Genomic DNA, 19302 nt, shown 5'->3' on the forward strand with positions numbered 1-19302 from the left:
CTCGGTAGCCGAAGAGGGGCGAACCGTGACCGGTCCGCCCCTCAATTCGCTTGTGGATGCGGCTATTTCACCGCTCCTGCCATCACACCGGACACGAACTGCCGCTGGAAGGCGAAGAACACGGCCAGCGGGATCACCATGGAGATGAACGCGCCGGGCGCCAGGATCTCGATGTTCCCGCTGAACTGCCGCACCTGCTGCTGGAGCGCCACCGTCAGCGGCTGCGAGCCGGAGTCGGAGAAGATCAGCGCGACCAGCATGTCGTTCCACACCCACAGGAACTGGAAGATGCCGAGCGACGCGATGGCCGGTCCGCCGAGCGGCAGGACCACCGTCGCGAAGAGCCGCGTCTCTCCCGCGCCGTCGAGCCGCGCCGCCTCCAGGAGTTCCCGGGGGATCTCCGCGAAGAAGTTGCGCAGCAGGAAGATCGCGAACGGCAGCCCGAAGCCGACGTGGAACAGGATGACGCCGATGATGCTGCCGAAGATGCCGATCTTCCCGAAGAGTTCGGAGAGCGGGATCAGCGCCACCTGCACCGGCACCACCAGCAGCCCGACGACCGCCATGAACCAGCCGTCGCGGCCCTTGAAGTCCATGCAGGCGAAGGCGTATCCGGCCATCGACCCGATGATCACGACGAGGAGCGTCGCCGGGACCGTGATCCAGATCGTGTTGAACAGGGCGTGGGTGATCTCGTCCTTCCCCAGGAGCGACTGATAGCTCTTGGTCGTCAGCTGGGCCGGGGCGGTGAAGACCTTCCACCAGCCCGACGCGGCGATGTCCGTCGGATCGCGGAACGAGGAGACCAGCAGCCCGAAGGTCGGCACCAGCCAGAACAGGCCGACCACGAGCAGGAAGGCGCGCAGCGCCCCGCCCGCCGCGCCGCTCGCGATCCGGGCGGCGAGCGAACGCTTGGCGCGCACGGATGTGTCGAGTGCGGTCACCGCTGACGCTCCTTCCGCAGCCGGCGGATGTTGACCCACATCACCGGGAGGACGAGCAGCAGGAGCAGCACGCCGATGGCGCTGCCCGCGCCGAAGTTCCCCTGGCCGCCGAACGCGGACAGGAACAGCTGGAGGGCCAGGACGTTGGCGTCGTCCTGGGACGGCTGCGGGGCGATGATGTAGATCAGGTCGAAGATCTTCATCACGTTGATCATCAGCGTGACCAGTACGACGGTCAGGACCGGCGCGAGCAGCGGCACGGTGACCTTGCGGAACACCTGCCACTCGTTCGCCCCGTCGACGCGCGCCGCCTCCAGGAGGTTACGGTCGATGCCCGCGAGCCCGGCCGCGATCAGGACCATCGCGAAGCCCGCCCACATCCAGGCGTACGCGCCGATGATCGACGGTGTCACCAGGGCCGGGCCGAGCCACTCGACGCCGTTGTAGGCGGTCGCGAAATTAGAGCCGGGCAGCCGGAGTTGGGCGCCGTCCGCCGCCTTGGGCAGGGTGAAGGTGCCGTCGGCTCCGCTGGTGGTGGACGCGACGACCTTGCCGCCTCGCACCGCCTCCACCTTGACGCCCTTCAGTGCCTTCTCGCCCGCGTCGACGGCGCCCTTGGTGCCGCCTCCGCCGAGCTTGAAGTCCAGCCAGACCGTGCCGGTGACCTTGTCGCCCCCGGTGCTCGCCGGCTTGGCGTTCTGCGGGCTGCCCGGCACCTTGTCGGGCGCGATGCCGACCAGCGGCAGGAACGCCGGGGTGCCGGCCCGCGCGCTCTGCTTCGTCGTGAACGAACCGCCGCCGGACGCCTTGAGGTCACTGCCGATGGCGGGGCGCGCCTTCGGGTAGACGGAGGCGTCGGTGAACGCGTCGTGCACGGAGGTGACGATCGCGTTGGCCGCGCCCTGGTTCGGGTCCTGCTCGTAGACCAGGCGGAAGATGATGCCCGCCGCCAGCATCGAGATCGCCATCGGCATGAAGACGATCAGCTTGAACGCCGTGCCCCAGCGCACCCGTTCCGTCAGCACGGCGAAGATCAGGCCGAGCGCCGTGCACAGGGCCGGCGCCACAGCCACCCAGATCGCCGTGTTCCTGACCGCGATCAGCGTCTGGTCGTCACGGAAGATGTCGACGTAGTTGTCGACGCCGACGAAATGGGAGCCGCCGGAGTCGTAGAGGCTGCGCCAGACCGAGTACCCGATCGGGTAGACCACGAGCGCGCCGAGCAGGACGAGCGCGGGCAGCAGAAACAGCGCCGCCACCCACGGCCGGGTCCCGATCACGCTCTTGCGCGGTGTCGCGGACGGCGCCGGCGGCGGTGCGCCGGCGCCCCCCGCCTTCGCCACGGAGGACGACATACCGCGCCGTCAGCCGTTCTTGTACGCCTTGGCGGCGTCGGCCTCGAGTTGGCGCTGGGTCCCGGCGACGTCCTTCGGGTTCTTCAGGAAGTCCTGGAGGCCCTTCCACTCACCGACGCCCTGCGTGCCGCCGAACGCCGCGGGCGCCTGGTCTGACATGTCGAAGCGGAAGTCGTCGCCCGCCGCGAGCAGCGCCTTCGCGATGTCCCGGGTGACCGCGTCCTTGTACTTGGCGGTGTCCATCTCCTTGTTGGGGGAGATGTAGCCGCCCTGCGCCGCCCAGATCTCGGCCGCGTCGGTCGAGGAGAGGAAGGTGACGAGGGCCTGGGCGCCCTTGCCGCCCTTGAGGGCCACGGCCACGTCGCCGCCGCTGACCACGGGCGCCTTGTCCCCGACCGCGGGGAACGGGAAGACCTTGGCGTCCGTGCCGACCTTGGCCTTGGTGTCCGCGTTGATGTTGGCGGTCACGAAGTCGCCCTCGTAGACCATCGCGGCGGGGGTGTCACCGGAGAACGTCTGCGTGACGGACTTCGGGAACTCCGTGCCGAGCGCGCCCTTGCGGCCGCCCGCGATCAGGTCGTCCTTGCCCCACAGTTGGGCGAGCGTGGTCAGCGCCTCCTTCACGGAGGGGTCCGTCCACTTGATCTTGTGGGCGGCGAGCTGGTCGTACTTCTCCGGGCCCGCCTGGGAGAGGTAGATGTTCTCGAACCAGTCGGTGAGCGTCCAGCCGTCCGCGCCGCCGATGGAGACCGCGGGGGAGCCGGCGTCGGACAGGGTCTGCGCGGTGGACAGGAAGTCGTCCCACGTCGCCGGGGCCTTGGAGATCCCGGCCGCCTCGAACGCGGCCGTGTTGTACCAGACCAGCGACTTGTTGGCGGCCTTCACATAGACGCCGTACTGCTTGCCCTTGTACGCCCCGAGGTTCTTCCACCCGGCCGAGAAGTTCTTGTCGACCTGGGCCTGCGCCTCGCTGCCCAGCGGCTTGATCCAGCCCTTGTCGGCGAACTGGTGCAGCACGCCGACCTGCGGCAGGAACGCCACGTCCGGCGGCTTGCCGCCCTCGATCTTCGTACTGAGGAACGTGGCGGTGTTGTTGCCCGTCGGCACGAAGTTGACCTTGGCGCCGGTGCGCTTCTCGAACTCCTTGAGGACCTTGGTGAAGTTGTCCTGCTCCGGCCCGGTCCAGACGGCCGCGACCTCCAGGGTCTGCCCGTCGAGCCGGGGAAGCTTGACGGAGGCGCTGCTGCTCTCGCCGCCACCGCTCTTGTCCTTGCCGCCCTTGTCCTTGCCGTCCCCGCCGCCACAGGCGGTCAGCGTCAGCGCGAGGGCGCCCGCCGTCAGAGCTGCCGCTGCGGCCTTCGCTGCCCTGGACGTCCTGGACGCCCTTGATGTCGTGCGTGTACGAATGCTGCGCATCGCTGCCCCGTTCTCGTCCCGAACGCCGAACGTACGTCCCGAACGCTGAACGTACGTATGTGCGCTGTGCCGTGGCGTCTGGTTCTACGCCCGGCCGGGGACACCCGGCAAGGGCGCCTGCCGGGTCGGCTCGAAGATCGTGACGGGGTCGTGATGTCGGCTCTGAACATGGGGAGTTGGGAATTCCCGGGCCGTCCCGCCGGACGTGCCGTCACAGGAGGGACGGCACCTCCCGTGCCGCGACGGAACGGGCGGCCCGCTCCAACGCGCTGGCCAGCAGGGCGAGATCGGTCGGCCCGTTCCCCAACTCCCTCACGGGGCGCCGGGTCGGCGGGTCACCCATCCGCGTCCAGTCGAGCGGCACCACCGTGGGCCGCTGCGTGGCCGTACGGGGGATGCGCCCCGTGACCCGGCCCGCCTGGAACGCCAGCTCCCGTCCATCGGCGCCGGAGAGCCGGCCGCGGCCGGGCGCCGGGTCGTCGGGGCCGGCCGGCGGGGCGTCGAGCGCGACCCGAAGCGCCACACCCCACGCAGGCTCGGAACCGGACGCGCGGGCCGCGACCAGATGCACCCCGAGCCGCTCGCCTTCCCGGACGACGGCCTCCAGGGCCCGTACGACGGATCCCGCGGCGGGCCGTCCCGGCGAGCCGAGCGGCGGCGAGAGCAGCGCGTCCAGGTCGTCCACCAGGACGACGAGCCGCGGCAGGGGCGGCGCCGGGTCGGCCTCCTTGCGGGCGGCGGCGGGCCGCAGGCGCATGGTCGAGCTGGGCGGCGCCTCCAGGTCCCCGGCGCCCTGGTCGGACGTGCGGGGCGGCGCGGGGCGCTGGGAGACCATCCGGCCCGACACCTCGCGCTGGGTGTGCCACTCGGCGAAGTGCTGCCGCCCGAGCAGCTCGGCGCGGCGCTTCAGCTCGGCGGCGAGCGACTGGGCGAACTCCCGCATGCGCACCGGGTCGTTGGCCGCCAGATGGGTCGTGACGTGCGGCAGGTCCGTGCAGACCCGCAGTCCGTCGCCCCGGTCGGCGCCGCCGGTGCCGTCCCGTCCGTCGACGAGGACGAGTCCGAGCCGGTCCGGCCGCTCGGCCGCCGCGAGCGAGGCGGCGATCGAGCGCAGCAGCTCCGTACGGCCGCTGCCCGCCGGGCCCTCGATCAGGAGATGGGGGCCCTCCGCGGCCAGGTCCACGACGACCGGGCCGCGCGGCCCGGCGCCGAGCACGGCCCAGGCGCGCCCGCCGAGCGACTCCGTGTCGTCCCCGGCGGCGGCCCAGCGGGCCATCAGGGATGCGGGCGTGGCCCGCGCGAGCCCCAACTCGTCCAGGAGGCGGGCGATCTGGGGCAGCGGGGCCGAGACCCTGGGGTGCGGTTCGCTCGGGCCGCTGTCGGTGCGCAAGGGGGCGAGGGCCCGCGCGAAACGCTCGGCCCAGGCCGCCGACACCGCGTCGATCGCGGCGACCGTGCCGTGCCCGACGACCTGGCCGTGGGACGTCCGCATCAGCCGTAGCGCCGTCGCCACGTCCCCGCTGAGCAGCGCGACGGCGCCGCACGACTTGAACGCGGGCGACACGGCGCACGCCATCTCATAGGTCTGGGTGACCGGCGACGAGGGCGAGGACGAGGGGGCCTCGGCGAGACAGATGACGTGGATCCCGGCCCGGCCCCCTTCCGTCGCGAGCCGCACGGTGGCCTCGCGCAGCCCGGCCGACCCCGGGTCCCCGTCGACGACGAGGACGGTCAGCGGGCCCGTCCAGCGCTGCCCGGCGCCGGGTTTCGGTGCCGACCCGGGCGGCCGGGCCTCCTCCGCGGCGGGGTGCCCGGCGGCGTACTCCGACGTGCGCCCGTCCCGGTCCGTGGTGGGCCTGAAATCACCGTGGCCGTCCGCCGCGGCGTCGGACCGGCCGCCCGCACCCTCGTGCCCGTACGGCCCGGGCGCGGTCATACCGCCACCGCGCTCCCCGGCGTCGGCCGCTTCACCCGAACGGGACCTCGGCACCAGGGGCCCGAAGCCGGCCTGCTGCTGCCCCGCGCGGGCGGCCGTCCCGGCGTCGGGGCGGCGCGACTCGTCGGCGATGTGGTCGTCGAGGCGGCGCAGGAGCTCGCCCGTGCGGGCCACCGCCTGCTCGCGGTCGTACGCGAGGAGGAGCCGGCAGTCCTGGCCGTGCGCGGGACGCAGATGGGGGAGCCAGCCGAGCCAGGACCACTCGGCCGCGCGGTCCTGGACGCCGCGCGACCGGTCCGTGCTGACCAGGACGATCTCCAGCACGTCCGGCGAGTGCAGCGCCGCGAGCTGTGCGACGACGGAACGGGCCACGCCCGACAGCCGCGCCCGCGGCCCGGCGAGACCGAGCGCGCCCGCCTCCCGCAGCCCCACCGTCACCGGCACGCCGGGCAGCAGCCCCGTGCGGTCCGGGGACGTCCGGTCGTCCGTGCCCAGCCGCACCGCGAGCGCCTCGGGGTGCCCGGGGCCGCGCTCCCAGAGCCGGGGCCCCGGGCCGAGCGCGGTGAGCAGCAGCGCGGCGGCGTCGGGCCACGCCTCGGAGGATCCCCTGGAGAAGGCGGGTGCGAAAGTCTCGGGGACGTGCGGCGGCTCGCCGTCGTAGGCGCCGCTGTCGTACGGGGACACGTCCTCGCCCGCGCGCCCGCCGGTCAGGCGCCGTGCCCAGGCGCCGAGCCCGCCGCGCCTGCGCTGCTCGCGCGGCACGGGTGTCCCGCGCGCGGGGGTGATGGGCGGTGTGCTCTCGACGGCGGGCGGCCCGCCCTGCTCGGGCACGACGGGGCCGGAACCGGCGGCGAGCACGGCGGGCCCGTACGTGTGCCGGGTCTCGCCCGCGAGAGCGGGGTCGGCGGAGGGGTCTTCAAAGGTGCCCGTGTCCGGGGCGGTCACGCGGACGTGGCCCTCGCCGTCGGGCGCCGTCCGCAGTACAGGCCCCGAGGAACCCGGGAAGGCCGAGGAATACGCGGCACCCTCGGGGGCCAGCCGCAGAGTGGACTCGCCGAGGCGCAGGAGGGCGCCGGGGGCGAGCCGGGAGGGGCGGTCCCCGACGGGGCTGCCGTCGACCGTCGTCCCGTTCGTCGAGCCCAGATCGGTGACCGTCACACGGCCGTCGGTGCCGAGCGTCACAGCGCAGTGCATCCGGGACACGTCGGGGTCGTCGAGCGCGACATCGGCGTCCGCGGAGCGGCCCACGCGGATCTCGCCGCCGTGCAGCAGATGCACACCGCCCGCGTCGGGCCCCGCCACCACATGGAGCTGCGCCGCGGCGCCCTCGATCTCGGGTCCCGGCTCGGCGGGAACGCCCAGGGACAGCACGGCACCGTCGGTCAGCGGCGGCTCGCCCAGCGTGCACCGCTGCCCGTCGAGCCGCTCGGGTCCCGCGTAGAGAATCGCCGTGCCCTCACCGCCCGCGACGGCCGCCACCAGGGCGGAGGTCACCGCGGCGAGCGCGGTGCCCGCCGGGGCGGTGACCAGCACGTCGCACGACGCCGCGCGGCCTTGCGGGTCGGGGCGCGTCCCCAGGGGGTCTACGACGGTCAGCCGGATCTGCATCGCGTCAGCGGTCCCTTCTGCGCGGGCGCCCGGGAAGGGGCTGCACCGCGGTCACCCCACCGCAGATCCCCCACCGCACAACGGGCACGTAGGCCAGTACGAGAGGCATCCTCGCACTTGCCACCGACAACACGCCCGTCGGCCACCCGTAAGTGATCTTGATTGGTCGGCTCTGCCCGCAAAAGTGCCTGCATGATGCCGCTTGGGACCGCTCACGCTCTTGCCGGTGGCAACCAACAGCCCACCCCGAGCGTCTTTCCGTCGAACGCGGCTCCGGCGGGCGGGGGGTCGTGGAAGATCAACAGACAGTGGGTTGTTCGACGGCACTACAGTGGGTCGGAACACCCAGGAACGAGCAAGACCAAGCAGTACGCCAGTACGCAGCAAGCAGGGAGCGCATGACGTGCGGCCGGTAGGCAGTAAATACCTGCTCGAGGAGCCGCTCGGACGCGGCGCCACGGGCACCGTCTGGCGTGCCCGCCAGCGGGAGACCGCGGGGGCCGAGGCGGCCGTCGCCGGGCAGCCCGGCGAGACCGTGGCGATCAAGGTCCTCAAGGAGGAGCTCGCCAACGACGCGGATGTCGTGATGCGCTTTTTGCGCGAGCGCTCCGTGCTGCTCCGCCTGACGCACCCGAACATCGTGCGCACCCGCGACCTGGTCGTCGAGGGTGAGCTCCTCGCCCTCGTCATGGACCTGGTCGACGGCCCCGACCTGCACCGCTACCTCCGCGAGAACGGCCCCTTCTCCCCGGTGGCCGCGTCCCTGCTGACCGCCCAGGTCGCGGACGCGCTCGCGGCGAGCCACGCGGACGGCGTCGTGCACCGCGACCTGAAGCCGGCGAACGTCCTGCTGAAGCAGGACGGCGGTGAGATGCACCCGATGCTCACCGACTTCGGTATCGCCCGCCTCGCCGACTCCCCGGGCCTGACCCGCACGCACGAGTTCGTCGGCACACCCGCGTACGTCGCGCCGGAGTCCGCCGAGGGCCGCCCGCAGACCAGCGCGGTGGACGTCTACGGCGCCGGAATCCTGCTGTACGAGCTGGTCACGGGCCGGCCGCCGTTCTCCGGGGGCTCCGCGCTCGAGGTCCTGCACCAGCACCTGAGCGCCGAACCGCGCCGCCCGTCCACGGTGCCCGACCCGCTGTGGACGGTCATAGAGCGCTGCCTGCGCAAGAACCCCGAGGAGCGGCCCAGCGCCGAGAACCTCGCCCGCGGCCTGCGCGCCGTCGCCGAGGGCATCGGCGTGCACGCGAACTCCGCGCAGATCGCGGCCGCCGAGGGCGTCGGCGCCCTCCTCATGCCGGACCCGGCGCCCGCCCAGGTGCCCGGCGCGGCAGACCCGACGCAGGTCCTGCCCAGCAACGCGGGCTCGTACGACCCGAACGCGGCGACGAGCGTCATGCAGTCCACCGGCACGGGTGACGCCGACCCCACCTCGGTCCTGCCGAACCGGGGCGCGGCCGACCCGACGGCCGTCATGCCGCCGGTCCCGCCGCACCAGCCGGGCGCGAACCCGGACGACCCGCACCCCTGGCAGAACCAGATGCGGGCGGCCCGCGACCGCAACGAGCAGACGCAGGTCCAGTACCTGGACCCGAACGACGACCCGCTGCGCCGCCGGCCGCAGCGCCAGCAGCAGCCCCAGCAGCCGCCTCAGCAGCAGTACGCGCCCCAGCAGCCCCGTCGGCAGCAGCCGCAGCAGCAGCCCCAGCGGTACGCGCCGCAGCCCCAGCAGCAGCAGTACGCGCCGCCGCAGCAGCCTCGCCAGCCGCAGGCGCCGCAGCGTGAGCCGCGGCAGCGCAGCGCGAACCGGATGAAGATCCCGGGGCTCGGCTGCCTCAAGGGCTGCCTCTTCATGATCGTCATGTTGTTCGTGGTGAGCTGGCTCGTCTGGGAGTTCACCCCGCTCCAGGACTGGATCGGCACGGGCAAGGGTTACTGGGCCCAGCTGTCGGACTGGTACGACACGGTCACCGGCTGGATCGGCGATCTGGGGAGCGGCAGCGGAGGCTCCGGCAACTGAAGTGAGCCACGCGCGCCCGGCGTTGGGCGTGATGTTGGAGATTTGTCGACTTCCGAAGGGTGATTTCCCCCGCGGATGTGATGGTTGGCGCCCGAGCCGCGTAGCTTGGGCGCCAACACGCGTCTGTAGGAGCAGTCTTGGCACGGAAGATCGGCAGCCGGTACACCGCGAACCAGATCCTGGGACGCGGCAGCGCCGGCACGGTGTGGCTGGGCGAGGGACCCGAGGGGCCCGTCGCCATCAAGCTGTTGCGTGAGGACCTGGCCTCCGACCAGGAGCTCGTGGGCCGCTTCGTCCAGGAGCGCACGGCCCTGCTCAGCCTCGACCACCCGCGCGTGGTCGGCGTCCGTGACCTGGTGGTCGACGGGAACGACCTGGCTCTGGTCATGGACCTCGTACGGGGCACCGACCTGCGCACCCGGCTCGACCGTGAGCGGCGCCTGGCCCCCGAGGCCGCGGTCGCCATCGTCGCGGACATCGCGGACGGGCTCGCCGCCGCGCACGCCGCCGGGATCGTGCACCGCGACGTGAAGCCGGAGAACGTCCTCCTGGACATGCAGGGCCCCCTCGGTCCCGGCGGCTCCCACCCGGCGCTCCTGACCGACTTCGGCGTCGCCAAGCTCATCGACTCCCCGCGCCGCACCCGCGCCACGAAGATCATCGGCACCCCTGACTACCTCGCCCCCGAACTCATCGAGGGCCTCCCGCCGCGCGCCGCCGTCGACATCTACGCCCTGGCGACGGTCCTGTACGAGCTGCTCGCCGGGTTCACGCCCTTCGGCGGCGGGCACCCCGGCGCGATCCTGCGCCGGCACGTCACGGAGACGGTCGTCCCGCTCCCGGGCATCCCCGACGAGCTGTGGCAGCTCCTCGTCCAGTGCCTGGCCAAGGCGCCCGCGTCCCGTCTGCGCGCCTCCGAGCTGGCGGCCCGCCTGCGCGAGCAGCTGCCCCAGCTCGCCGGGATGGCGCCCCTCGACGTGGACGAGCCGGACACCGAGCCGGACCCGGAGCCGGAGGCCGCCCCCGCCGCACCCGAGGCGCCCGCCGCCCGGCGCGGCGCCGTCCCGCTGGTCCCCGGCGCGACCCCGGCCGACTCGAACCGGGACACGCACACGTCGATGCGCGTGCCGGCGCCCGACGAGCTGGCGGGCGGCGCCCGCGGTACCGCCCGCGCCCCTCGCGCCGCCGGAGCACCCCGCCCCGGCTCGGCCCGCCACCGCGCCTCCGCCCGGCGCCGGAGGATCACGCTCGGCGTGGCCGGAGCCGTCCTGGTGGTGGCGGCCGGCATCGGCACGTGGGCGGCTGTGGGCGGCGACGACGCGGACGCGACGCCCGGCAAGAACCCCGGGCAGTCGGCTCCCGCCGCTCCCTGAGGCGGCCCGGCGGGCCCCGGGCCCGGCCCCGTGGCCACCAGGACCGGAGCACTTGCCCCAGCCGTTACGCTGGTGTCGTGGCAGTCGTCGACGTTTCCGAAGAGCTCAAGTCCCTCTCCTCGACCATGGAGTCGATCGAGGCCGTCCTGGACCTCGACAAGCTGAGGGCAGATATCGCCGTGCTCGAGGAGCAGGCGGCCGCACCGTCCCTGTGGGACGACCCCGACGCGGCACAGAAGATCACCAGCAAGCTGAGTCACCTCCAGGCCGAGGTGCGCAAGGCGGAGACCCTGCGCGGCAGGATCGACGACCTGAGCGTGCTCTTCGAGATGGCCGAGGAGGAGGACGACCCGGACACCCGTGCAGAGGCCGAGTCCGAGCTGACCTCCGTCAAGAAGGCGCTCGACGAGATGGAGGTCCGCACCCTCCTGTCCGGCGAGTACGACTCCCGCGAGGCGCTGGTCAACATCCGCGCCGAGGCGGGCGGTGTCGACGCCGCGGACTTCGCCGAGCAGCTCCAGCGCATGTACCTGCGCTGGGCCGAGCGCCACGGCTACAAGACCGAGGTCTACGAGACGTCGTACGCGGAAGAGGCCGGCATCAAGTCGACCACCTTCGCCGTGCAGATCCCGTACGCGTACGGGACGCTCTCGGTCGAGCAGGGCACGCACCGCCTGGTCCGTATCTCGCCCTTCGACAACCAGGGTCGCCGCCAGACGTCCTTCGCGGGCGTCGAGGTCCTCCCGGTCGTCGAGACGACCGACCACATCGACATCGACGAGTCCGAGCTGCGCGTCGACGTGTACCGCTCCTCGGGCCCCGGCGGCCAGGGCGTGAACACGACGGACTCCGCGGTCCGCCTGACCCACCTGCCGACCGGCATCGTCGTCTCCTGTCAGAACGAGCGCTCGCAGATCCAGAACAAGGCGACCGCGATGAACGTCCTGCAGGCGAAGCTCCTCGAGCGCCAGCGTCAGGAGGAGCGGGCCAAGATGGACGCCCTCAAGGACGGCGGCAGTTCGTGGGGCAACCAGATGCGTTCGTACGTCCTGCACCCGTACCAGATGGTCAAGGACCTCCGGACGGAATTCGAGGTCGGAAATCCGCAGTCGGTGCTCGACGGCGAGATCGACGGATTCCTCGAAGCGGGAATTCGCTGGCGCAAGCAGCAGGAGAAGTAACCCCAGGTCTTTTCCAGCTTTATCGACAAGGCAACTGCCGCCCACCGGGCGGCAGTTGCCTTTTACGTCACATTCACATGTCCGTACGTCTGCCAACTCCCCTGATTTCGGGCATCACGTACGCAACGACCTTGACGCTGACATGAAAACTGGGAAGGCTGACGCGCGGCATGCGTATCAGTGGGACGCGTGTGCACCGGGGGACGGGCCAGCAGTCGCCGACTACCCCCGGGCGGCACCCGTCCCGCGCGCTGCTCCATCAACGATTAGCTACTGGGGGTAGCAGGCAGATGACCAAGAAGACGCGCATCCGTGTCGCGCGGATAGCAGCCGGTGCGGTGATCGCGGCCGGTGCGTCGCTGACCGCCGCGGGCGCCGCTTCGGCCCTCGACATCGGCGTCAACCTTCCGGGCGCCGGCGTGAAGGTGCACGCGGGCGAGGACGGTGTCGCAGCCGGTGTCGCCATCGGCGGCGAGGAGGACCCGGAGCCGACGCCGTCGGACACGCCGCCGACCGATATTCCGGACCCGACCCCGTCCACGACTCCGCCCACCGAGGAGCCCACCGAGCCCACCGAGGAGCCCACCGAGCCCACCGAGGAGCCGACCACCCCGGGCAACGGCGGCGGTAACGGTGGTGGCAACCACGGCGGTGGCGGCAACCACGGTGGCGGCGGCAACCATGGCGGCGGGAACAACACCGACCCCGACGGCGGCAACAACCCGGTCGAGCAGGGCCAGGGCAAGGACAGCCTGCAGGACACCGGCTCCGTGCCGGCCGCCCAGCCCGCCCAGAACGGCAAGTCCGGCGGTGAGCTGGCCGAGACCGGCGCCGCCGAGACCACGTTCCTGCTCATCGGCGCCGCGACGATGATCGCCGGCGGTATCGGCTTCCGCCTGCTGCCCCGCCTCGTCGGCGGCGGCCGCACGGTTGCCTGAGCAGCCGTAGGCGCGCACGTCCGCACGTAACGCGAGAAGGGCCCGGAGCATCGCTCCGGGCCCTTCCTCGTGTTTCAGACGGTCTGGTGGGCGAGGAGCGCCACCGCCGCGATGAGCACCGCCACCAGGACTATCAGGGCCATCGGGTGAAGACCCGCGAGCGGGCTCTCCTGCTGAAGTCGCTCACGGTTCGCCCGGCATACGGGGCAGCGGCCCTCGCTCACGGGCGCCGCGCAGTTCGCGCACACCAGCCGGTCATAGGTCATGCGCTCTTCCTCCTCCCGCGCGGCGGAGCCGCCACAGCGTAATTCTCTCCGCACAACGCTCCGGGGAACGCAACCGTTCCCCCTACCACTGTGCCAGCTTCCGGGGATTTCGGCGCGCCTCCCCGGATGCTGCCCCTTTGGACCCGTTCCGTTCCCGTCAGGACCCGCCTGTGACCGGGCAATCATCGGGACAAACCACTCAACCGAGGACGCCGACTGCGCCGCGCAGCCGGGTTCGCGTATGGTCACGCTCACCTACCCCCGACGCCCACGATGCACCGAGGCGCACCCGTGATCCGATTCGACAACGTCTCCAAGGCCTACCCCAAGCAGACCCGGCCCGCTCTCAGGGATGTGTCCCTCGAGGTCGAGCGCGGCGAATTCGTCTTCCTTGTGGGATCTTCCGGCTCCGGAAAGTCCACCTTCCTGCGGCTGGTCCTGCGCGAGGAGCGCACCAGCCACGGCCAGGTGCACGTCCTGGGCAAGGACCTGGCACGACTGTCCAACTGGAAGGTGCCGCAGATGCGCCGCCAGCTCGGTACGGTCTTCCAGGACTTCCGGCTCCTGCCCAACAAGACCGTCGGCGAGAACGTCGCCTTCGCGCAGGAAGTCATCGGCAAGTCCCGTGGCGAGATCCGCAAGTCCGTGCCCCAGGTGCTCGACCTCGTCGGCCTGGGCGGCAAGGAGGACCGGATGCCCGGCGAGCTCTCCGGTGGTGAGCAGCAGCGTGTGGCCATCGCCCGCGCCTTCGTGAACCGCCCCAAGCTCCTGATCGCCGACGAGCCGACCGGCAACCTCGACCCGCAGACCTCGGTCGGCATCATGAAGCTGCTGGACCGGATCAACCGCACCGGGACGACCGTCGTGATGGCCACCCACGATCAGCAGATCGTGGACCAGATGCGCAAGCGCGTCATCGAGCTGGAGAAGGGCCGTCTCGTCCGCGACCAGTCGCGCGGCGTCTACGGCTACCAGCACTGAGCCCCGTGAGCACCAGAGCACTGAGAAAGGCCTGAGCAGACGCCATGCGCGCCCAATTCGTCCTGTCGGAGATCGGCGTCGGTCTCCGCCGAAACCTCACGATGACCTTCGCGGTCATCGTCTCGGTCGCCCTCTCGCTCGCCCTGTTCGGCGGCTCGCTGCTCATGCGTGACCAGGTGAGCACGATGAAGGGCTACTGGTACGACAAGGTCAACGTCTCGATCTTCCTGTGCAACAAGGGCGACGCCGAGTCGGACCCGAAGTGCGCCAAGGGAGCCGTCACCGCCGAGCAGAAGCAGCAGATCGTCTCCGACCTGAACAAGATGCCGGTCGTGGAGAAGGTCTCCCACGAGTCGGCGGACCAGGCGTACAAGCACTACAAGGAGCAGTTCGGCGACTCCCCGCTGGCCAGCTCGCTCACGCCGGACCAGCTCCAGGAGTCCTACCGGATCAAGCTCAAGGACCCGGAGAAGTACCAGGTCGTCGCGACCGCCTTCGACGGGCGTGACGGGGTGCAGTCCGTGCAGGACCAGAAGGGCATCCTCGACAACCTCTTCGGACTCCTCAACGGCATGAACTGGGCGGCGCTCGCCGTGATGGCGCTGATGCTCGTCGTCGCGCTGATGCTGATCGTCAACACGGTGCGCGTCTCGGCGTTCAGCCGCCGCAGAGAGACCGGCATCATGCGCCTGGTCGGCGCGTCCAGCTTCTACATCCAGATGCCGTTCATCATGGAGGCCGCCGTCGCCGGAGTCATCGGCGGTGTGGTCGCCTGCGGAATGCTCCTCGTGGGCCGCTACTTCATGATCGACCACGGTCTGGCGCTCTCCGAGAAGCTGAACCTGATCAACTTCATCGGCTGGGACGCGGTCCTGACCAAGCTGCCGCTCGTCCTCGCGATCGGCCTGCTGATGCCCGCGGTTGCCGCGTTCTTCGCGTTGCGCAAGTACCTGAAGGTGTGACAAGACTCCCCGGAGTTGCAGGGCGCCGTGCGGTTCAACGAGCCGTACGGCGCTTCGCGTTGTCCTAGACTCACCGTCATGTCGGGCCCCGAGCTGTTCTCCCGGCCCCGCCGCTTCGGCCGCGGGGCGGCCCTGACATTGGTCTTCGCGAGCGTCCTCGCGACCGGCGTCGCGACGGGTTCGTGGAGCGCCGAGGGCAGCAAGTCGGGGGAGCGCCCGGCCGGTTCGGCCACCGGCGGCGGGCACGAGGACGTGCGGGACGCGGCCGCCGAGGCGATGGCCGACGGCAAGTCCCCCACGCAGGCTGCCGAGGAGGCCGTCAGCCGCAGCGGCGACCGCTGGGGCGCGGTCTACTCGCAGGGCGAGTACAAGGAGTTCGAGCAGGAGCTCGACGGCCAGTACACGGGCGTCGGCCTCTGGGCCAGGCGTACCGCCGACGGCCGGATCGAGGTCGCGAAGGTCGGTTCCGGTTCACCCGCGGCGCACGCGGGCGTGCGTCCCGGCGACCGGCTCCGCACCGTCGACGGCCGGCCCGTCACCGGCCGCCCCGTCACCGAGGTCGTCTCCCTGCTGCGCGGCGAGCACGCGGGGACGGCGGTCCGGCTCGGCCTGGCGCGCGGCACGCGCGCGTGGACCGAGACCCTGCGCCGGGCGAACCTCGCCACCGAGCCCGTCACCGTCTCCCGCCTCCCCGGGGGCACCGTCCTGATCAAGGTCGCCGCCTTCACCAAGGGCTCGGGTGACCGCGTACGGTCCGCCGTGCGCGACGCCCCCCACGGCGACGGCGTCCTCCTCGACCTGCGGGGCAATTCGGGCGGCCTGGTCACGGAGGCGGTCACGGCGGCGTCGGCGTTCTTCGACGGCGGGCTCGTGGCGACGTACGACGTACGAGGACACCAGCGCGCCCTGCACGCCGAGCGCGGCGGCGACACCTCCAGACCGGTGGTCGCGCTCGTCGACAGCGGCACGATGAGTGCGGCGGAGCTGCTCACCGGGGCCCTCCAGGACCGCGGCCGCGCGGTCGTCGTGGGATCGAAGACCTTCGGCAAGGGCTCGGTCCAGATGCCGAGCCGGCTTCCCGACGGCTCCGTGGCCGAGCTGACCGTCGGCCACTACCGCACCCCGACCGGCCGCAGCGTCGACGGCCGGGGCATCACCCCCGACCTCGAGGCCGACGAGGGCGCCCGGCAGCGGGCCGAGACAGTATTGAGTGGCCTCGGGGACCCCTCGTAGTGCGAAAATGGCCGCACTATGTCTAAGGGAATGTTCGTACCGAAGGAATCACAGCCCAAGCAGGGCGCGTCCGGGAAGTCCGGCAAGGACAAGGACGGCAAGCGCAAGATCGTCGCGCAGAACAAGAAGGCCCGGCACGACTACGCCATCGTCGACGTGTACGAGGCGGGCATCGTCCTGTCCGGCACCGAGGTGAAGTCACTGCGGCAGGGCCGCGCCTCGCTGGTCGACGGCTTCGTCCAGATCGACGGGAACGAGGCGTGGCTGCACAACGCCCACATCCCCGAGTACAGCCAGGGCACCTGGACCAACCACGCCGTGCGCCGCAAGCGCAAGCTGCTCCTGCACCGTGAGGAGATCGACAAGCTGGAGTCGAAGTCCCAGGAGACGGGTCACACGATCGTGCCGCTCGCCCTGTACTTCAAGGACGGCCGCGCGAAGGCGGAGATCGCGCTCGCCAAGGGCAAGAAGGAGTACGACAAGCGGCAGACGCTGCGTGAGCAGCAGGACCGGCGGGACTCCGACCGTGCCATCGCGGCAGCCAAGCGGCGGCAGCGGGCGCGGGAGCGCTGACGCTCCGCTCGGGTCCGGCAGGTCCGGTGGGTCCGGTTCGGTCCGCCCTTGCCGCCCGCGCCGGGAATTAGCTGGCCCCGTCGACCGTTGGTCACGTACGATGGGTCTTGTCCCGCTGGTGACGGGACACATTTTGAAAAATCAACATGGGGATGATCGGTTTCGACAGCGGCTGTCGAAGCAGGGGAAGCGTGTCGAGGAAGCGGCAATGATCTCGTTAACCATATGTCGCAACCTATAATCGCCAACACCAAGCGCGATTCCTTCGCCCTCGCTGCCTAAGTAGCGACTTGCGAAGTGTCAGCCCGGGGGTGATCCCGACCCGGATCCTGGCATCATCAAGGGATCTAAACTTCTAAGCCCGGTCACGGGGCCTAGAAGGAAATCAAACAGTGACTGAGCCCGTCGGAGACTTGTTCGCGTGATCTCCGGGGCTGAGAAAATCGAAGCGAACTGCACACGGAGAAGCCCTGATTCTGCACCGTTGGACGCGGGTTCGATTCCCGCCATCTCCACAGAATTCCCATGTGAGACGAAGGCCCGGCTGCGATGCAGCCGGGCCTTCGTCGTGCCACCGGCTCGGGGCGCGGGCAGGAAACGGATCGCCGCCGCCGCGGCGATCCTGGAAGTCACCGGCCTGGGGACCGACCCCGGCGCCCCCAAGTTGTACCGCTACGTGCCCGACGTGCTACTCGGCGTACAGCGTCACGGGGATCGGGCACGGGGCCCGTCGTCCGGGGAGCGGGTCGCGCAGGGCGGGACCGCGGGCGCCCGCATCCTCGTTGTGAACCTGTGCGCGGCCCACGCGATGAGGCACTCGTGAGGGCTCGGCCGACGCACCCTGTCCCCGGGCGCCGCGATCCGGGATGCTCCTGAGGCATGAGTAGACCCGACGGACCTGTGAGACGACTCCTCAATCCCCTTGCGCGTCAACGGCGTTACCTCGTCTGGCCCGCCCTCGTCGCGCTCGCGGCGGGCCTGACCTGGGGCTCACCGGCCGGTGCTGACGGCGACAGCACCGGCCTCCCCGAGGCCGTGGACACCATCCTCGGCGACCCGTCCATGGAGGGCGGCGCGGCGAGCGTCGTCGTCGCCGACGCCAGGAGCGGCGACATCATCTACCAGCACAACCCGACCGGACGCCTGATGCCCGCGTCCAACACCAAGCTCCTCACCTCGACCGCCGCGACGGAACTCCTCGGCACCGGCTACCGGTTCACCACCGACGTGCTCGGCGACGGGCGGCGGCGGGGGAGCGTCCTCGACGGCGATCTGTATCTGCGCGGCACCGGCGACCCGACCGCCCTCGCCAAGGACTACGACGAGCTCGCCGCCGAGGTCGCCGCGTCGGGTGTGAAGTCGGTCAGCGGTCGCCTCGTCGCCGACGACACCGCGTTCGACAGCCAGCGCCTCGGCCGCTCGTGGGCCGCCGACGACGAGTCCTCGTACTACTCGGCGCAGATCTCCGCCCTGAGCGTCGCGCCCGACACCGACTACGACACCGGAACGGTGATCGTCGAAGCCTCGCCGGGCGCGAAGGCCGGGGACAAGCCGAAGATCACCGTCACGCCGAGAACCCACTACGTGGACATCGACGTGCGGGCCACGACCGTCGCGGCCGGCGGCGACGACAGCCTCACCGTCGAACGGCGGCACGGCACGAACACCGTCACCGTCAGCGGTACCGTTCCCGTCGGAGGGGACACCACCAAGGAGTGGGTCACCGTCTGGGAGCCCACCGGATACGCGGCCTCCGTCTTCCGCGACGCGCTCGCCGCGCACGGCGTGAAGGTGTCCGGCGGCACGAAGCTCGGGCGGGCCACCCCGAAGGGCGCCGTGCGGCTCGCCACGCACGACTCCATGCCCCTGAAGGACCTGCTGATCCCCTTCCTGAAGCTGAGCAACAACATGCACGCCGAGATCCTCACCAAGGCCATGGGCGCGAAGGCGACCGGCCGCGCGGGGAGCTGGGACGACGGACTCGCGGCGATCAGCGGCTATCTGAAGGGCATCGGTGTCGACACCGGGCGGCTGCGCCAGGCCGACGGGTCCGGGCTCTCCCGCATGGACAGCATCCCGGCGGGCCAGATCGCGAAGCTGCTGCTCGCGGTGCGCGCCGAGCCGTGGTTCGGCGACTGGTACAAGGCGCTGCCGGTGGCCTGCGACCCGGACCGGTTCGTCGGCGGGACGCTGCGCTCGCGGATGTGCGGGACACCGGCCGCGCTCAACGCCCGCGGCAAGACCGGCTCCCTGACCGGCGCGTCCGCGCTCTCCGGCTATGTGAAGGACGCCGGGGGGCGTGAACTCGTCTACAGCATCGTCCAGAACAACTACCTGGTCGGCTCCGTGAAGCCCCTCGAGGACGCGATCGTGGTGACGCTCGCGAAGTCCGACGCGGACGCGGCGGTGACGGTGAAGCCGCGCTCGCTGCGCTCCGTGCCGGTCTCCGAACGCAAGGGCGACCTGGAGTGCTCGTGGCGCAAACCGGCGGTGTGCTGACGGCGGCGGGT

14 protein-coding genes and 1 other RNA gene are annotated in these 19302 nt (G+C 71.4%); 10 read left to right on the plus strand and 5 right to left on the minus strand.

The window, feature by feature from the left end:
- Positions 1 to 62: 62 nt before the first annotated feature.
- The 4 genes from OHO83_RS27350 to OHO83_RS27365 form a co-directional block, all read right to left on the minus strand.
- Positions 63 to 944, minus strand: coding sequence for a carbohydrate ABC transporter permease (locus OHO83_RS27350; protein ID WP_330279843.1), 882 nt, complete (start codon positions 942 to 944; stop codon positions 63 to 65).
- A complete protein-coding gene (locus OHO83_RS27355) occupies positions 941 to 2299 on the minus strand; it encodes a carbohydrate ABC transporter permease (RefSeq protein WP_405636176.1) in 1359 nt (452 codons plus the stop codon). Before OHO83_RS27355 ends, OHO83_RS27350 begins: the two co-directional genes overlap by 4 nt.
- A gap of 9 nt (positions 2300 to 2308) precedes the next feature.
- The gene (locus tag OHO83_RS27360; RefSeq protein WP_330279844.1) at positions 2309 to 3715 is read right to left on the minus strand and encodes an ABC transporter substrate-binding protein; all 1407 of its coding nucleotides are present in this window, start codon (positions 3713 to 3715) and stop codon (positions 2309 to 2311) included.
- A gap of 211 nt (positions 3716 to 3926) precedes the next feature.
- Positions 3927 to 7259 (minus strand): FHA domain-containing protein, encoded by a 3333-nt coding sequence (locus OHO83_RS27365; RefSeq protein ID WP_330279845.1) that lies wholly within the window; start codon positions 7257 to 7259, stop codon positions 3927 to 3929.
- Positions 7260 to 7662: 403 nt separating this feature from the next.
- On the opposite strand from OHO83_RS27365, the gene OHO83_RS27370 reads away from it, so the two are divergent.
- From OHO83_RS27370 to OHO83_RS27385, 4 genes are all read left to right on the plus strand, one after another.
- Complete coding sequence (locus OHO83_RS27370; protein WP_266671104.1) at positions 7663 to 9285, plus strand: serine/threonine-protein kinase; 1623 nt, start codon at positions 7663 to 7665, stop codon at positions 9283 to 9285.
- 137 nt (positions 9286 to 9422) lie between these two features.
- A complete protein-coding gene (locus OHO83_RS27375; RefSeq protein ID WP_266671102.1) occupies positions 9423 to 10658 on the plus strand; it encodes a serine/threonine-protein kinase in 1236 nt (411 codons plus the stop codon).
- A 77-nt stretch (positions 10659 to 10735) separates the two neighbouring features.
- Entirely contained in the window at positions 10736 to 11839 is a 1104-nt protein-coding gene (gene prfB, locus OHO83_RS27380; RefSeq protein ID WP_116512692.1) for a peptide chain release factor 2, read from the plus strand.
- 290 nt (positions 11840 to 12129) lie between these two features.
- Positions 12130 to 12777 carry a hypothetical protein gene (locus OHO83_RS27385; protein ID WP_329434961.1) on the plus strand — a complete coding sequence of 216 codons (648 nt, stop codon included), beginning with the start codon at positions 12130 to 12132 and terminating at the stop codon, positions 12775 to 12777.
- Between the two features lie 74 nt (positions 12778 to 12851).
- On the opposite strand, the gene OHO83_RS27390 is transcribed toward OHO83_RS27385, so the two are convergent.
- Positions 12852 to 13043 carry a hypothetical protein gene (locus tag OHO83_RS27390; protein ID WP_266671098.1) on the minus strand — a complete coding sequence of 64 codons (192 nt, stop codon included), beginning with the start codon at positions 13041 to 13043 and terminating at the stop codon, positions 12852 to 12854.
- Positions 13044 to 13334: 291 nt separating this feature from the next.
- Between OHO83_RS27390 and ftsE the strand changes: the two genes are divergently transcribed.
- From ftsE to dacB, 6 genes are all read left to right on the plus strand, one after another.
- A complete protein-coding gene (gene ftsE / locus OHO83_RS27395) occupies positions 13335 to 14024 on the plus strand; it encodes a cell division ATP-binding protein FtsE (RefSeq protein ID WP_116512695.1) in 690 nt (229 codons plus the stop codon).
- A gap of 44 nt (positions 14025 to 14068) precedes the next feature.
- The gene (gene ftsX / locus OHO83_RS27400; RefSeq protein WP_266671095.1) at positions 14069 to 14986 is read left to right on the plus strand and encodes a permease-like cell division protein FtsX; all 918 of its coding nucleotides are present in this window, start codon (positions 14069 to 14071) and stop codon (positions 14984 to 14986) included.
- A gap of 78 nt (positions 14987 to 15064) precedes the next feature.
- Positions 15065 to 16219, plus strand: a complete 1155-nt coding sequence (locus OHO83_RS27405; RefSeq protein ID WP_266671093.1) for a S41 family peptidase — start codon at positions 15065 to 15067, stop codon at positions 16217 to 16219.
- Between the two features lie 30 nt (positions 16220 to 16249).
- A complete protein-coding gene (gene smpB / locus OHO83_RS27410; protein WP_266671091.1) occupies positions 16250 to 16792 on the plus strand; it encodes an SsrA-binding protein SmpB in 543 nt (180 codons plus the stop codon).
- 148 nt (positions 16793 to 16940) lie between these two features.
- Positions 16941 to 17310: a transfer-messenger RNA gene (gene ssrA / locus OHO83_RS27415) on the plus strand.
- Positions 17311 to 17671: 361 nt separating this feature from the next.
- Complete coding sequence (gene dacB / locus OHO83_RS27420; RefSeq protein WP_330279846.1) at positions 17672 to 19291, plus strand: D-alanyl-D-alanine carboxypeptidase/D-alanyl-D-alanine endopeptidase; 1620 nt, start codon at positions 17672 to 17674, stop codon at positions 19289 to 19291.
- Positions 19292 to 19302: the final 11 nt, after the last annotated feature.

Source organism: Streptomyces sp. NBC_00569 (genome assembly GCF_036345255.1).
Classification (GTDB): domain Bacteria; phylum Actinomycetota; class Actinomycetes; order Streptomycetales; family Streptomycetaceae; genus Streptomyces.